Raw genomic sequence first — 15,824 nt, 5'->3', positions numbered from 1 at the left:
GGTCGGTCAGTGGTGAAGCGCGAGGCCCATGTGAAGCTCGTCGTCGAGCGAAGGGACCACGGGCGGCGCGTAGGCCGCGAGCGAATCGGCAGACGACGCCAGGGCCAGCACCGAGGGCGATGGCTGCGTGCCCGCGAAGGCCGGCGGAAACGCGGCCTGCAGCAGCGCATGCAGCGACTCGGCAGCGCTGTAGGCCTGCAGCATGTCGGACAGCTGCATGCCCTCCCCCGCCGCGCTGTCGCCGAAGGCGAGATGCCGCGCCTCGTGCGGCTGCTGCTCGAGCGACACCGTCACCTCGTCGACACCGGCCAGGCCCAGCGAGTCGGCCGAGCTGTACATCGCCGCCGCACCAGCCGCACCAGCCGCAGGCGTGTAGTTGACGTGCAGCGTCTGCGTGGCCGCGTTGCTTGCATCGCCGTCGCGGTCGACCACCTGGTAGCCGATGGTCTCCTCGTAGTTTTGCGAGGCAGCGGTCTTCGGTGCCACCTGGTAGCTGAACTCGCCCGAGTCGAAGTCCACGACCAGCTTGCCGCCCTGCGCCGTGGCAATGGTGACCTGGTGCGTCGCCGCGTCGTAGCTGTAGTCGCTGCCGGTGGCGGGGCCGGTCTTTGTCATCAGGCCCGTGCTGCTGTCGAAGGCGTAGGTGGTGCCGTCGATGCTCAGCTCGGCCACATGGCCGCCGTCGGCGCCGAAGCCCGACGAGCCACCGAGGCCGCCGGTCAGCAGGTTGCTGACCGTTGGGGGCACGCCGATCGTGCCCTGCAGCACGTCGTTCAGCTGGCTCGTGTCGGTGATGATCTGGCCGTTGGTGTTCGTGCCGGTGTTGCCGTTGTAGGCGATAGGGTCGATGAAAGCCTGCGCCGCCGCGTTCAGGCTCGAGCCCAGGCCCAGTGCAAACGAGTTGATCTGGTGGGTGCTGAGGAAGTCCTTCCAGATCGTTTCCTCCGCGGCCTGGATGCCCCTGTCGGCCGTATTGCTGTTGCTGCCATTCGTCAGCTGCTCTGTGTTGCCGTCGCCCAGGGTCGGCTCGCCGTCCGTGAGGAAGTAGGACACGTTCTGGGCGCCGTCCAGCTTGCCGCTGGCCGAGAAGCCGTTCATCGCTGCAGCCAGGGCAGCGTCGTAGTTGGTGCTGCCACTGGCCTGCAGGTTCTGCACCAGCGCCTTGGCCTCGGCCGCCGTCATCCAGGCCTGCTGCGACGCCCCGGTCGTGCTGAAGGTGACGAGCTGCACCCGCACCTCGCCGTACAGGTCGTAGCCGTCGATCAGGTTCTGAACGGCCTCTTTCGCTCGGCTGAGGCGTGTCGGGGTTTCCTGCCCCATGCTCCCGGAGAGGTCGAGGACCACCATCAGGTTCGTGTTGATCGGCGCCACGTCGACGGCCTGCTCGCCATTCACGAGCACCGGCGCGTCGTCCTTGACAGGCACGTCGAAGCCCACCGGCGCGGCGCTGGCCTGGCCGTCGGTCACATGCGCCTCGAAGTGCAGGTTCGACACGCCCTCGCCGTTGCCCGCGGGGTGGTCGATCGGCGCCTTCAGCGTGACGGTGTAGCCCGCCTCGAACAATCCCGCGCCGTCGGCGGTGACGTTGCCTACCGCCACGGTCATCACCTCGGTGGTGACACCGCCGACGGTGACGCTGCCCGTGAGCGTGTGCGTGCCCGCGTCCCAGGTCCACGACACCGGCTGGCCGCCGGAGGTGACGCCGGCCGGGCCGCTGAGCGACACCGACAGGTCGCCGGCCAGGCTGTCCGGGTCCGCGATCGATATCTTGCCGGTCGATTGCACCGGCGGCTCTCCCGCGCCCGCGATGCCGCCGGGCAGGCTGCCTTCGGACACGGGGTCGGCATTGGTCACCGTGGCCGATGGCGCGTCGTTCACCGGATTGACGGTCACGTTCACCGTGCTGGTGGTCGTGCCGCCATGGCCGTCGCTCACCGTGACGGTGAAGCTGTCGGTGCCATTGAAGTCGGGGCCGGGAACGTAGGTGTAGGTGCCGTCGGCGTTCACCGTGACCGTGCCGTGCGATGGGTTGCTGCCCTTGGCGTAGGTCAGCGTGTCGCCGTCGTCGTCGTTGCCGACGACCTGGCCGCTGACGGGCGTGTCTTCGCTCGTGACCTCGTTGTAGTCGGGCACCGCGGGTGCCTCGTTGAGGTTCTGCTCGTTGAGCGTGACGGGGATGCTCGTCGTGACCGTGCCGTCGTTCGCACCGACCACCAGCGCATGTGCGTTGGCGCCCGCTTCGTAGTCGTTGACGAACGCCGCAGCGCCCGAGGCCGTGAGGCTGATCTCGCCCGTGGCCGGATCGATGCTGAAGTAGCCGTTGTCGTTGCCCGAGAGGATGCTGTAGGTGACGGTTGCGCTGTCGATGTCGGTGGCGCGGACGGTGCCGAGCACGGTGCCTGCGGGGCGGTTCTCCTCATAGCCGAAGACGTAGCCGGTGCTTGTGTCCACCGGCGTGCCGCCGGCGTCGACGAACACCGGGGCGTCGTTGACCGGGTCGATGGTCACGGTCACCGTGCTGGTGGTCGTACCGCCGTGGCCGTCGCTGACCGTCACCGTGAAGCTGTCGGTGCCGTTGAATTTTGCGCCGGGGACGTAGGTGTAGGTGCCGTCGGCGTTGACCGTGACGGTGCCGTGCGCCGGGTCGCTGCCCTTCGCGTAGGTCAGCGCGTCGCCATCGACGTCGCTGCCGATGACCTGGCCGCTGACGGGCGTGTCTTCGTCTGTCGTCTCGTTGTAGTTGGGCACCGTCGGTGCGTCGTTGACGGGGTCGATGGTCACCGTCACGGTGCTCGTCGTCGTGCCGCCGTGGCCGTCGCTGACCGTCACGGTGAAGCTGTCGGTGCCGTGGAAGTTGGCCCCGGGGACGTAGGTGTAGGTGCCGTCGGCGTTGACCGTGACGGTGCCGTGCGCCGGGTCGCTGCCCTTCGCGTAGGTCAGCGCGTCGCCATCGACGTCGCTGCCGACGACCTGGCCACTGACGGGTGTGTCTTCGTCTGTCGTCTCGTTGTAGTTGGGCACCGTCGGTGCGTCGTTCACGGGGTCGATGGTCACCGTCACGGTGCTCGTCGTCGTGCCGCCGTGGCCGTCGCTGACCGTCACGGTGAAGCTGTCGGTGCCGTGGAAGTTGGCCGCGGGTGTGTAGGTGTACGTGCCGTCCGCATTGACAGTCACCGTGCCGTGCGCGGGGTCGCTGCCCTTCGCATAGGTCAGTGCGTCACCGTCCAGGTCAGTGCCCGTCACCTGGCCGCTGACGGGTGTGTCTTCGTTCGTGGTTTTGGTGTAGTCGGGTGCAGTCGGTGCATCGTTCACCGGGTCGATGGTCACCGTCACGGTGCTCGTCGTCGTGCCGCCGTGGCCGTCGCTGACCGTCACCGTGAAGCTGTCCGTGCCGTTGAAGTTGGGGTTCGGCGTGTAGACGTACGTGCCGTCTGCATTGACCGTGACCGTGCCGTTCGCCGGATCGCTGCCTTTCACGTACGTCAGCGCATCGCCATCCACGTCGGTGCCGACGATCTGGCCGCTGATGGGCGTGTCTTCGTCTGTCGTCTCGTTGTAGTTGGGTGCCGTCGGTGCGTCGTTCGCCGGGTCGATGGTCACTGTCACGGTGCTCGTCGTCGTGCCGCCGTGGCCGTCGCTGACCGTCACCGTGAAGCTGTCCGTGCCGTTGAAGTTGGGGTTCGGCGTGTAGACGTACGTGCCATCGGCATTGACCGTGACCGTGCCGTGCGACGGATCGCTGCCCTTCACGTACGTCAGCGCGTCACCCTCCACGTCGGTGCCGACCACGCTCCCGCTGACCGGCGTGTCTTCGTTGGTGGTCTCGGTGTAGTCGGGTGCCGTCGGTGCATCGTTCACCGGGTCGACGGTCACCGTCACGGTGCTCGTCGTCGTGCCGCCGTGGCCGTCGCTGACCGTCACGGTGAAGCTGTCGGTGCCGTGGAAGTCCGGGTCTGGCGTGTACGTGTAGGTGCCATCCGGGTTGACCGTCACCGAGCCGTGCGACGGATCGGTGCCCTTGATGTAGGTCAGCGTGTCGCTGCTGTCGAGGTCGCTGCCGGTCACGCGGCCGCTGACGGGCGTGTCTTCGTTCGTGGTCTCGGTGTAGTCGGGCGCCGTGGGCGCGTCGTTGACGGGCGAGACGGTCACGGGCACCGTGACGGTGGTGGTGCCGCCCCTGCCGTCGCTGACGATCACTTCGAAGCTGTCGGGGCCTTCGTAGCCAGGCTGGGGGGTGTAGACGAAGTGGCCCGTGGACGGATCGACGGTGACGGTGCCGTGCTCGGGGGCCTTGGTGACGGTGTAGTTCAACGCGTCGCGATCGGCGTCGGTGGCGTTCACCTGGCCCTGCACGGGCTTGTCCTGCGCGGTCACGACGGGCTCGGCCTTGCCTTCGGGGCCACGGTTCTGCGGCGGGAGCAACGGCGGGATGAAGGCCGAGCCACCACCTCCACCGCCGCCGCCGCCACCGCTCGCGGCCGCACCGACGCCCAGCACGCCGAGCGCACCCAGCAGCCAGCCCGGCACACCGTCGGGCAGCAGCGCGCCGCCGGCGTCGTTCCACTCGATTTCGGTGAAGTGGAAGTCTTTCCAGGGTGCGGTGTACTGGCCCCACCACTGCACGCCGGCGCCGTCTTCGAGCACGAGGTCGTTGCGGCCGCCGTCGGGGTACTCGGCGAAGAAGCCGCGCACGGCGATTTCCTGGCCGTCGCGCAGCACGAGCACGAGGTCGCCGCCGCGGCGCTCGAACTTGAGCACGCTCTCGGGCGCAACCTTCAGCGAGACGATCGACGGGCGATCCAGAACCAGAGGGGCTTCAGCCGCCGCTTTGCGGGAGGCGCCACCAGACTTGTAAACAGCTTCCATGATTTGTCCTTGCTCCTTGACTTCGAACCTCGGGCGAGCCTTCGTCTTGGACGAACAGCCCGGGTCGCACATTGGGAAATCTCGAGTGCAGCTTGCGTCTCTCGAGGACTCGCCAGCGAGGCCCGGTGCGTGGGCCACGCCGGCTTGCGCTTGCATGGGGCGGGATTCTTGGTGCGAGGTGTCGGCCAGACTTTTGCTGGAAAGGCTGTGGCTTTTTCCGCAGCGGACAGTTGTTTACAAACGTGTGTAAACGTCGAATACTTCACAAAAATGGCAAAAGAAACCAAACAATTTGTGCATTAAGGAAAGCGGATGCAGATGGCCTGCGGCTTCTGGGCTTTGTAAGAGCGCCTGTTTCTTTTGCTGGACGGCATTGGCCGGGCCCTTTGCTGGAATACCGGCAATGCTGGATTCGCCCTCCTCCCACGCCCCGTTTCCCCTCTGGCAGAGGCGGTTTCGGAGACCCGCGCGCGGCATCCCGTTTTTGAACCCTCGGTGCGAATGGCAGGTCACCCAATAAGGACTGAATAGCAGTCATTGGATGAAATGGCATTTCTTGTGACAATGATTACTAATTAATATTTTGGTTACATTGTTTCGGTCACCGGGCGTGCAAACGCCGTGTCCGCGCCCTTCCTGCCCATGTCCTATTGGTCCGCGCCGGAGCCCCGGAGAGCTCATCTTCTCGTTGTCGACGACAACGTTGACGAGCTCAAGCTCTTGCTGGAAACGCTGCGGGGTACCGGTTACCGCATCACGCTCGCTTTCGACGCGATGGAGGGCTACCGACGCGCGACGACGCTGCAGATGGACCTGGTGCTGCTGGACGTGCGCCTGGGGCGCACCGACGGTTTCAGCGTCTGCCGCCTGCTGAAGGCCAACCCGACCACGGCGGATATCCCGGTCATTTTTGTCAGCTCGTCGGCCAGCCTGGAAGAACGCCTGACGGGCCTGCGGGCCGGCGCGGTCGACTACATCGTGAAGCCCTTCGACCCCGCCGAGGTGATGGCCCGCATCGAAATCCACCTGGCGCTCGCGGAATCCCGCAGGGCGCGCACCGCCGCTGGGACACGACCTGCGCCGCCGCCCGACCGCCCCGCGGCGAACGACGGCGGTGCGGCGGGCGCGGGCATGGACCACGCGCTCCTCCAGGCAGCCGAGCGCCTGATCCTGGCCGACCTGAGCCGCGTGCCGCCGCTGCGCGAGCTGGCTGCGCGCGTGGGCACGCACGAGAAGCGCCTGTCGCGCGTGTTCAAGGAGCTTGCGGACCGCACAGTCTTCGAGTTCGTGCGCGAAGCACGGCTGCATGAGGCGCAGCGCCTGCTGCTCGAATCGGCGATGCGCATCGAGGAGATCGCCGCGGCGGTCGGGTTCTCCAGCGCCGCGAATTTCGCGACGGCATTTCGCGAGTACTTCGATTGCACGCCCTCCGCCTGCCGCCAGGCCGGCGCCGGCCGGTCGGGCACCTGAGGCGCGATGCAGCCGGCGCGCCTGTCCCGATGGACGAGCTGCCTGCTGCTCGGCCTGGCCTTGTGGCTGTGCGTCTTCGCGGCCCGTGCGGCGGAAGCGATCAAGGTCAGCGCGCTGGCCCGGGACGACATCGCCGTCGCGCAGACCGTGGAGGTGCTGGAAGACCCGACGGCCCGCCTGTCGGCGAGCGAGGTGCTCGCGCTGCCGAGCAGTGGCGCGAACGGCTTCGTGCCCGCCACGCCCGACCAGTTGGTGCGCGGGTTTTCGTCATCGGCCGTCTGGCTGCGCCTGTCGCTGGTCAATGACACGCCGGACCTCCGCACGGCACGGCTGGGGCTCGACGCGACGTGGCTGCGGCATGTCGACTTCCACCTGCTGCGCATGCGCAACGGGCAGCCCGCGTGGACACACGCGCAGGCCGGCGTGTCCGACCCGATGGATGCGACGCACCGCCACGACCGCATTCCGCAACTGCGGATCGACCTGCAGCCGGGAGAGTCGGTGCGGGTGCAGGTGCGGATCATGAGCACGGACCAGATCCAGCTGGTGCCGGAACTGCACACCGAGGAGGCCTGGCATCACCTCGAACGCAACCACGCGCTGCTGAGCGGCCTGCTGATCGGCGGGCTGCTGGCCTTCGCGGTGTATTCGGCCGCGCTATGGTGGATTTCGCGCGCGCCGATGCCCGCGTTCCAGGCGGGAAGCTTTGCGCTGCTGGCGCTGTACGAGGCCACCTACCGCGGCTATGCGCGCATTGCGCTGTGGCCGGACAGCACCGGCTGGAGCTATCGCAGCCACGGCGTGTTGCTGGCGGCCACGGCGCTGTGCCTGCTGCTGTACTTTCACGAGCACAGCCGCCGGAGCCCGGTGCGCGTGCCCGGGCGCCCGCTGCTGTATCTGCTGGCGGGTGTCGAAATCGCCGTGCTGCTGGGCACCCTGTTCGGCCCTTACGCGAGCTTCGCGGCCATTGGCATCGTGAACGCGCTGCTGATCGTGCTCGCACTCACGGCCTGCATCTTCATCTACCAGCGGCGCGTTGGCCCGGGCGGTCGGCTCTCTTTGCTCGTGATGCTGTTGATCTGCGTGGGCATGCTGGTGCACATGTCGGCGATGATGTTCGCGGAGCACCCGATGTCCGGCTTCGACCACGATGCGCTGTCATTCCCGGGCATGCTGGCCGCCGCCTTCGCGATCACGGCCTGGTCGTTCCGGGAGACGCGCCAGCGCAACGCGGCGCAGCAGACGCTGCTGCTGTGGCAGGCCCAGGAGCAGCAGCGGCTCGACGAAGAAGTGGCGCGCAAGACCCGCGCCCTGAGCGAGGCGCTGGGCCAGGCCGAGCAGCGCACACGCGAGCAGAAGGAACTGCTGGCCTACATCAGCCACGACCTGCGCGCGCCGGTGGCCACCATCCTCGGGAGCCTCAAGCTGATGCAGGACGCCGGCGGCACGCCCGCGCCCGCGCAGCTCGCCACCATCGAACGCAGCGCGGCCTACCAGCTGGAGCTCATCGACGACCTGGTCGACTATGCCAAGGGCGAGCTGGCGCCGCTGGCCGTCGAGGCGCAGCCAGTGCAGCTGCGCACGCTGGTCGACGATATCGCGCGGTACGCGGACGCGCTCGCGCAGCGGCAGCACAACAGCTTCGAACTGACGATCGACGGCGAGCTCCCGACCCTGGTCCGGCTGGACGGCAAGCGGCTGCAGCAGGTGGTGCTGAACCTGCTGTCGAACGCGGCCAGGTTCACGCGCAACGGCGCCATCGGACTGCGGCTGCGAGCCCAACCTTTCGGCGAGGCCTGGCAACTGCACTTCGAGGTGACCGACAGCGGCGCGGGCATCGACCCCGACACGCTCGACCGCATAAGCCGCCTGCTGGCCGGCAACGCACCGAGCTTGGCGGGCGGCGGCCTCGGGCTGTTGATTGCGCAGCGCATCGTGCAGCGCATGGGCGGACAACTCGCGATCCACAGCGGCATGGGCACGGGAACGCGGATCGCCTTCTCGCTGTCGACCGGGCCTGCGCCCTCATCGGATGCGCCACCCGCACCGCCGCCGCACCCAGTCTCCACGCCGATCCCGCGCGCAACGCCGAGGGCGCGTGGCCGGTCGCTGCCGGCATTGACACCGCTGTCGCCGGCGCAGAAGGAGGAACTCGAGGCGCTGGCCCGCGATGGGCGATGGAGCGATCTGCACGAATGGGTGAACCGGCTGGCCGCGGACGCACACAGCCAGCCGCTGGCGCAGACGCTTCGCCAGGCGCTCGATCGGCTGGATTTCGAGCAGATCCGCGTGATTGCGCGCACGGCGCCCCTGCACCAGACGCGCACCATTTAGAAAAAGTATCCGGAGATAGACAGCAAGGAGAAGAATCCAATGCTGACAGACACTTTTGTGAGGCAAGTGAAGCACAAGGGCACCGAGATCGGCGAGCGCTACGCGGACGGCGGCGGCATGTACCTGCGCGTCAAGGCGGCAGGCAAGTACTGACGCATGGACTACCGGTTCAACGGCAAGGCGAAGACGCTGGCCTTGGGCGTCTACCCCGCGGTCTCGCTCGCGAAGGCCCGGCAACGGCGCGACAAGGCCCGCGAACTGCTTGCCGACAACATCGATCCCGGCCTCGCGAAGCGCGCAGAGCAGCATCCGTGCGATGGGATGGGCCTGGATCGATCTCGAAAAGGCAATGCTCACCATCCCGGCGCAGGACATGAAGCGAAGGCTCCATGAAAAGCTCAACGGCCGTCCCCACTTCGTGCCGCTGGCGAGGCAGGCGGTGCAGGCACTTGAAGATATTCAGCCATTGACCGGGCACGGCCGGTATGTCTTTCCGAGTATCCGCACTGGCGAGCGCCCCATGAGCGAGAACACCATGAACGCGGCGTTGCGAAGGCTCGGCTACACCAACGACGAAATGGCCGCCCACGGATTTCGCGCGATGGCACGCACGGTCATGGCAGAACAGATGCACGGCATTTCGCCCGATGTCATCGAGGCACAACTTGCCCATGGCAAGAGCGGGCCGATGGGTGCAGCCTACGCTCGTGCGCAATTCATGGACATGCGCAAGGACATGATGCAGCGCTGGGCGGACTATCTGTATCAACTTGCCGGAAACGCGCAAGTCCCAACGCTCCGGGTGACCTAGCGGTGATTCCGCAAGACCTTCATCTCTGCGCAACGCCGCGGCCGACGGTGGACGAGCGGCGCACAACTGGAAGGAGGCGATGAATCAATTCTCCAATACACGTCCGACGAGGTGGCGCCGTCTCGGTCAGCGTGTCGTTGCCTGCGCCGTCGACATACGTGTCATCCCGCCGAGGCCACTGACGGTGGCGTTGCCGGCGCCACCATCCAGCGCGTCGTTGCGCCCCCAGGCTGCGGATCACCCACCTCCCATTGCAGGCGCCCGCCCTTGGGCATGTGGACGCCGCACGCCGGCGATACCAAGGCGTGTGCCGCCCAACTCGGCCAGCAGGCGGTTCAGTTTTCCGGCATTTTGATCACCCATGGCATTCAAAATACAGCCTTTATGAACTCTTGCGTGCATATGGCAACATCGGGCCGACAACTTGAGGAACGTCGCACTCGAGCGATGCCGAAAACGCAGCAGGGCCCCTTGGCAGTCACGGGAAGAACATGGCGAAAAGCGCGGTCAACAGGAAACACGACGAGCTCATCAGCCTCGAGCAAATCAAGAAACTGGCCGTCACGGCCATGTTCTCTGACGACGAGCTCATGGACCAGTTGGTGCTCAAGGGCGGCAACGCGATGGCCCTCATCCACCAGCTGACGTCGCGCGAATCTGTCGACCTCGACTTCTCGATGCGCCATGACTTTCCGGACGGAACCGAAGCCGTGCAAGTCCGCATCGAACTTGCGTTGCAACGCACATTTCGACTCGCGGGCTACGAGCCCTTTGATTTCAGGATGGAGGAAAAGCCTGCCGAGGTCAGCCCGGATCTCGCCGGCTTCTGGGGCGGCTACGGCATTGACTTCAAGTTGGTGCCGAGGGGGGTGCGGATAAAAACCTGGACTGGTTCTATGTCGTAAGTCCAGGGCTCTCTCGGTATTCGATGGGCCTCGGACAGCCCAGGAAGATCTTGATCCGCTGTTCGGTGTACCAATGGATGTCGGAGTCCGCGGCCTGTATGAACTGCGCGATGGTCGTCCGTGGCCTTGGTGCAGAGGTGATCCAGCTGGAACACCCTGGGCGCATCTGGCATCGCGGCTACGGACGGGCCTTGGATCCGGACCGGCGTCTGCAGGACCTGAAGCGGGGAGGACCACCCCGAAGAAGGGTTCAGCTGCCAAGACGCCGGCGCAGCCACCCAAAGAACGACCCTGCGAGGAATGCCCAAACGCTCAACACGACGATCGCTTCGAGGAAGCCGGCCCAGGAGAACGGTGCAGGCCGCAGGAGTGCGCTGAAGTCCATGCCGTGGAACAGGCCATTCATGAAATTCAGGAATGGGCCGGGCGCGGCGAGCCAGACCATTGCGCACAGCGTGTAGAAGACCGCAACGGTCACGGCCAAGGCCATCCCCGTACGCAGAGCCGTGGGAGCGGATTCCAGGTTCCGGACTGAAGGCGAGGTCGTGCCCATGAGATTCTCCTGTTGCCACTTCAGATCTTGGCGCGATGGGGCCGGGCTGCATTGACGCACATCAAGCCGCGCATCGAAATACGTGCGACGCTCGTGCAACGGCAGGGAGCCCGGTGACCAAAGGAGCACGTCCATGGACCACGATCGTTCCGAGCCGCCGTCGTTCTGGCGGTCTCCTGCGGGCCTGGCGTTGCTCGTAGCCACTGCCGCTGGTGGCTTCTACCTCGTCACGGAGCACACGGCACACCTGTTCGGCGCCCTGCCCTACCTGATCATCCTGGCCTGTCCGTTGATGCACATCTTCATGCACCACGGCCATGGCCACGGCGGCCATGGACAGCCGCACGGACAGCCCCCGGGGAACGACCATGAACAGCGCTCCGAATGACTACGGCCTCTGGGGCCTCGTGTTCCTGAACTCCGTCATCTTCGTGGGGTTCGCATACAGCTTCTTCAAACCGGCCAACCTGCGCGACTGGCGCAGCTTCGGAGCGTACGGTGCCTTCATCGTGGCCCTGTTCGCGGAGATGTACGGCTTCCCGCTGACCATCTACCTGCTCTCCGGCTGGCTCGGCACGAAGTTTCCGGGCGTCAACCTGCTCGAGCATGACGCTGGCCATTTGTGGTGGCTCATCACGGGCCGGCACGGCAATCCGCATTTCGGCGCGCTGCACGTCCTGAGCTTCGCCTTCATCTTTGCCGGGTTCACGTTGCTGTCCAAGGCCTGGCACGTGTTGTATCACGCCCAGCGACGTCACGAACTGGCCAAGGCAGGTCCCTACCGGCTCGTTCGCCATCCGCAGTACATCGGCTTCGTGGCCATCATGTTCGGCTTCCTGCTTCAGTGGCCCACGATGCTCACGCTCGGAATGTTCCCGGTGCTGGTGGTGATGTACGTTCGGTTGGCCATTTCGGAAGAGCGCGACTCCGAGATGGCTTTCGGCGATGCCTGGCGGGAGTACGCGAAGACCACGCCTCGGTTCGTGCCGAATTTTTTCAAGGCTTCGCACGCACGCCCCGCCAGCGGCCACTGAGGCCGATCCGCCAGCAGGATCGCGCCCCTGACAGGCCCGCAGGGAGCGCAGCCAGCGTGCAAAGCAGGGGCTCTCTACAGCAGCGCTTCCGGCGCCAGCCCCCCCAGAAAGCGGGCCATCCAGACGCGCCACGCGCTGGCGAGGGGGTCGCTCGAATAGCGCACCGGCCGATCGCCATCCAGGGACTGCCAGCGCAGCGATGAAGCGGCGTTGCCCGGCTCATCGAGCTCGACCTCGAAGACCTGGTCGAGCGTGGTGGCCTCGCCGAAGAGCGCGGTCAGCTGCCCCCCGAGTTCCTGGCTTTCGATCCGCAGCGCCACCTCGGTGTTGAGCTTGCTGGAGCGCGGATCGAGGTTCATCGATCCGATGAACACCGCGTGGCCATCCACGACGACGGCCTTGGCGTGAAGACTGGCGCCGGACGACAGTCCCAGGCGCGGGGTCCTGGCGCCGGGTCCCCCGGGCCGCAACTCATAGAGCACCACGCCGCAGGCGAGCAGCTGCGGGCGGTAACGCGCGTATCCGGCGTGCACCACCGGCACATCGGTCGAGGCCAGGGAATTGGTAAGGATCCGCACCCGCACCCCACGACGAGCCAGACCACACAGCACCTCCACACCGGTCGCACCCGGAACCAGATAGGGCGACACCAGAATCACGTCGTGCCGGGCCTGCTCGACGTCCTTGCGCAGCACCGGGAAGATCGCGCTGGTCGTCTCGGGCGAACCGGCGAGCGAGTTCGCGGGCACGTCGAACAGCGCCTCGGCGGGCGCCACAACCAGCGGCAGCTGTCCCGAGCGCACCAGGCCGCCGAACGCTGTCCTGCGCAGCGAGCGCACATAGGCGCCTTCCCGAAAATGTCCGGCCTGCGCGGCAGTCTCGGCCCACGCTTGCCGAAGATCGGCCAGCGGCGGCGCGGGTCCGGCGACGGCGGCAATCGGCACCGCCTCCCGGCTGTTCCAGTACTGGTCGAAGCTGCGCGATACTTCGGCCACCACGGGACCGGCGGCCAGCACGTCGAGATCGGCAAAGTCGCGCTCTTGGGACGCATTGAAGTAGGCGTTGCCCAGGTTGCGGCCACCCATCACGGCCACGGCGCCATCGGCGATCCACAGCTTGTTGTGCATGCGCCGATTCAGGCGCTCGCCATCGCCGAGCAGTTCGAGCACCTGCACCAGGCCGAAACTGCCGCGCTGCGAAAACGGATTGAACAATCGCACCTCCACATTCGGATGCCCGGCAAGCACCGACAGGTGAGCTTCGCGGTCGCCCACATTGAGGTCATCGACCAGCAGCCGCACGCGAACGCCCCGCTGCGCGGCGCGCAGCACACCGTCCAGCAGCAGCGTTGCCGTCGAGTCGTCGGCGACGCTGTAGTACTGCAGGTCCAGCGTTCGCTCCGCCGCCGCGGCAAGAGCGCCGCGAGCAGCAAACGCCTCCGGTCCGGAAACCAGCAGATGAAAGCCCGATTGGCCCGGTGCCGATGCGAGTTGCGCGAAGTAGGTCCGTCCGAGCGACGTCTGCAGGGGCTGGTCGAACGCATGGGACGGCGCGCGCGGCGCGTCGAAGGCGATCGCCGCGCAGGCAGCGAGCAGCAGCGCCGCAGCCACGAGGAGCATGCACCGGCCAAGCCTCTCGCCGCGGCGGCGCCATTCGAAGCAGGCGATGCGGGCCGGCGGCTGATCGACCCGATCGTTCATCGCGCGCTCCCCGGGCAATCCGCCGCCTCGAAAAGCATGGCATGCATGCGTTCCCGTTCCTTCACCGTCGGCCAGCCGGCATCGGCGGGTGCGGCCACCGACCCGAGACGACCCTGCGCGTCGACATGGGCAAGGCCATAAGTCTCGTTGACGATGGCATCGGGCTCACCGTCCTTCAGCCGCACATACCAGTCGGCCAGGCGCAGGTTCCGGCCGGCCCATGCGGGCGCCGCGGCTTCGCGGCGCGCGAGCGCCACATACAGCGCATGCGGGACCGCGTGCACACCGCCGGCCTCGTCGAGCAGGAACACATACGAGGCATGCTCGCCACCCGATTGGCGCAGCGCGCGGCCCGACGCATCGACCGTGCTGTACACCGGCGCGAAACCACCGCCGGGGGTGCGGAAGTTGGTGGTCTGCCCCTGGTACAGGCGAGCCGCCACCCACTGCGCGTCGCCGGCGTAGGCGTAGGCACGCAGGTCGAACTTCATGGCATGGTCGGCGTCCTCGTCGATCAGGCGTTCGCCCGGCGCCACGATGGCCTGCGCGACGTAGCCGCCAGCGAGGATCTCCTGCCACACCCGCCGCGTGAGCTTGTCGCCGCGGTAGGCGGCGCGGCTGCCAAAGCCGGCGACGGGCTTGAAGAAAAGGCCACGGCGTGCGGCCCACAGGCGCTCGCCATCGGCAGTATTCACGACCTCCGTGTGCGGGACCGCGTCCAGCAGCACCTGCCGGGTGGCTTCGGGCACACCCAACGCCTGCAGCCGCGCTGCATCGCTGAAAACGGCGAGCTGTCGTTTGTCCGCGTACAGCGCGTGGGCTTGCGGGTGGGGTGTCAGCACAACGCCTTGATGCAGGTACGCCTCGCGCAGCGCGGCGCTTTCCGGCTGCTCGAGATAGAAGTCGGTCAAGCGGTTGTAGACCAGATCGATGGCCACGTCGCCGTGCCACAGCGTGCCATCTCGCCATTCGAGCGACGACGGGTCGGCAATGACGGCTCGCAGCCCATGCCGCTCGAAGAGTTGCTGGAACAGCAGGAACTCGGCGTAGAGGTATTGCTCCGGCGGCGCCGTATCGACAATGGCGATGCTGGCCAGCGGCCGCGAGCGGCCTGCAAGGCGCCATTCCTGGCGGAACATGTCGACGATGCGCTGCTCGAAGTCGGCCGCGCTGGCCCGCGTGGGCACCATCGAATCCATCGCCTCGCAGCAGGCTCGCTGGGCGCGCGCCAGCACCGCGTTGAGCATCGCCCCGCCGGCGTTGGTGTTGATCTCGATGAGGCCGAGGCGGTCCTGTTCGAGGTGGAAGTCGTAGCCGAAGAACACGCCGCGCGGGCCCGCGCTGCCCAGGCGGGCAATCGCGGGAGCGGTGGCCAGGGCCTGTTCGCGGTAGGCCGGCAGCGCCACCACCGACTCCACGGCCCGCACCACCTGCGCCATGCGCCGTATCCGCGGCGCGGCCACGAACACCGGCTGGGCCGCGAACACGAACGGGCAGCGCTCGCGCACCAGCTGGGACAGGCCCGGCTGCCCCAGCTCGGCGTCGAGCGCGCGCGCGAGCGCGTCCCGGTCGAGGCTGAGACAGAAGCACTCGCGATTGAGCTGCTCGATCGTGGTGGCGGGTGCCGGCAGCGCGGCAGGGGCGTCGCCAAAGAGATGCGGAACGGGCCTGGACATGCGCTGCTTTCGGACGATCGGATGAAGAGGCACAGTCACCGGACTGCGTTCGACACGACGCGCACGACCCGCCGCCGGATGGCGGCAGCCGGGAAAAGCATGGCGCGAGTGCGCGGCCGGTGTAGCGAATGGGGACGTGGGGCCAGGGTCGGTTCGGTCATGGTCGGATCCGCCTGATCAGGAGACGACGATCCAGGCACGAGGATGCACCGATGGCGCCACAGGGTGCTTGAGGAAGATCAAGCGGAAGCCCGCGGCTTGTGCCGTCGGGCAATGGCAGGAGAAAGTGGGGGGCCCGCCGACCCGCTCGACGCGCCCGCAGGCCCATGCCGCTTCAGTCGCCCAAGATGGAATGCCAGATGCCCAGCCTGGCGCATGCTGTTCCGCGCGAGCGGGCTGAGACATGCACTCGCCTGCAAGGGCGAACATGGTTCGAACCGGCTTCCTGAAATGTGGCCGCGCGCGATCGCTCCAG

9 protein-coding genes and 1 pseudogene are annotated in these 15,824 nt (G+C 67.0%); 6 read left to right on the top strand and 4 right to left on the bottom strand.

The genetic code is table 11. The annotated features are described in order from the left end of the window. Nucleotides 1-6 precede the first annotated feature (6 nt). Nucleotides 7-4,866, bottom strand: a complete 4,860-nt coding sequence (locus ACAM54_RS30670) for an Ig-like domain-containing protein (RefSeq protein WP_369651230.1) — start codon at nucleotides 4,864-4,866, stop codon at nucleotides 7-9. A gap of 642 nt (nucleotides 4,867-5,508) precedes the next feature. Here ACAM54_RS30670 and ACAM54_RS30665 point away from each other — a divergent pair. From ACAM54_RS30665 to ACAM54_RS30650, 4 genes and pseudogenes are all read left to right on the top strand, one after another. Then, nucleotides 5,509-6,336 (top strand): helix-turn-helix domain-containing protein, encoded by an 828-nt coding sequence (locus tag ACAM54_RS30665; protein ID WP_025569500.1) that lies wholly within the window; start codon nucleotides 5,509-5,511, stop codon nucleotides 6,334-6,336. 6 nt (nucleotides 6,337-6,342) lie between these two features. Next, nucleotides 6,343-8,670, top strand: coding sequence for an ATP-binding protein (locus tag ACAM54_RS30660; RefSeq protein ID WP_369651231.1), 2,328 nt, complete (start codon nucleotides 6,343-6,345; stop codon nucleotides 8,668-8,670). 39 nt (nucleotides 8,671-8,709) lie between these two features. After that, nucleotides 8,710-9,481 (top strand): annotated as a pseudogene (locus ACAM54_RS30655) (integrase arm-type DNA-binding domain-containing protein). A gap of 491 nt (nucleotides 9,482-9,972) precedes the next feature. After that, nucleotides 9,973-10,386, top strand: coding sequence for a nucleotidyl transferase AbiEii/AbiGii toxin family protein (locus ACAM54_RS30650; protein ID WP_369651232.1), 414 nt, complete (start codon nucleotides 9,973-9,975; stop codon nucleotides 10,384-10,386). Nucleotides 10,387-10,636: 250 nt separating this feature from the next. On the opposite strand, the gene ACAM54_RS30645 is transcribed toward ACAM54_RS30650, so the two are convergent. After that, complete coding sequence (locus ACAM54_RS30645; RefSeq protein WP_369651233.1) at nucleotides 10,637-11,074, bottom strand: DUF5676 family membrane protein; 438 nt, start codon at nucleotides 11,072-11,074, stop codon at nucleotides 10,637-10,639. On the opposite strand from ACAM54_RS30645, the gene ACAM54_RS30640 reads away from it, so the two are divergent. Then, nucleotides 11,073-11,327, top strand: a complete 255-nt coding sequence (locus tag ACAM54_RS30640; RefSeq protein WP_025569510.1) for a DUF2933 domain-containing protein — start codon at nucleotides 11,073-11,075, stop codon at nucleotides 11,325-11,327. The genes ACAM54_RS30645 and ACAM54_RS30640 overlap by 2 nt on opposite strands. Next, a complete protein-coding gene (locus ACAM54_RS30635) occupies nucleotides 11,308-11,973 on the top strand; it encodes a methyltransferase (protein ID WP_025569512.1) in 666 nt (221 codons plus the stop codon). Before ACAM54_RS30640 ends, ACAM54_RS30635 begins: the two co-directional genes overlap by 20 nt. Nucleotides 11,974-12,047: 74 nt before the next feature. On the opposite strand, the gene ACAM54_RS30630 is transcribed toward ACAM54_RS30635, so the two are convergent. Further along, nucleotides 12,048-13,673, bottom strand: coding sequence for a phospholipase D family protein (locus ACAM54_RS30630; protein ID WP_369651234.1), 1,626 nt, complete (start codon nucleotides 13,671-13,673; stop codon nucleotides 12,048-12,050). Continuing rightward, nucleotides 13,670-15,349, bottom strand: coding sequence for a hypothetical protein (locus ACAM54_RS30625; protein ID WP_369651235.1), 1,680 nt, complete (start codon nucleotides 15,347-15,349; stop codon nucleotides 13,670-13,672). Before ACAM54_RS30625 ends, ACAM54_RS30630 begins: the two co-directional genes overlap by 4 nt. Between the last annotated feature and the right edge of the window lie 475 nt (nucleotides 15,350-15,824).

It is taken from the genome of Variovorax sp. V93 (assembly GCF_041154485.1).
Lineage (GTDB): Bacteria > Pseudomonadota > Gammaproteobacteria > Burkholderiales > Burkholderiaceae_C > Variovorax > Variovorax beijingensis_A.
Note: the sequence above shows the minus strand (reverse complement) of the source record. Positions and strands in the feature narration are given on the sequence as shown.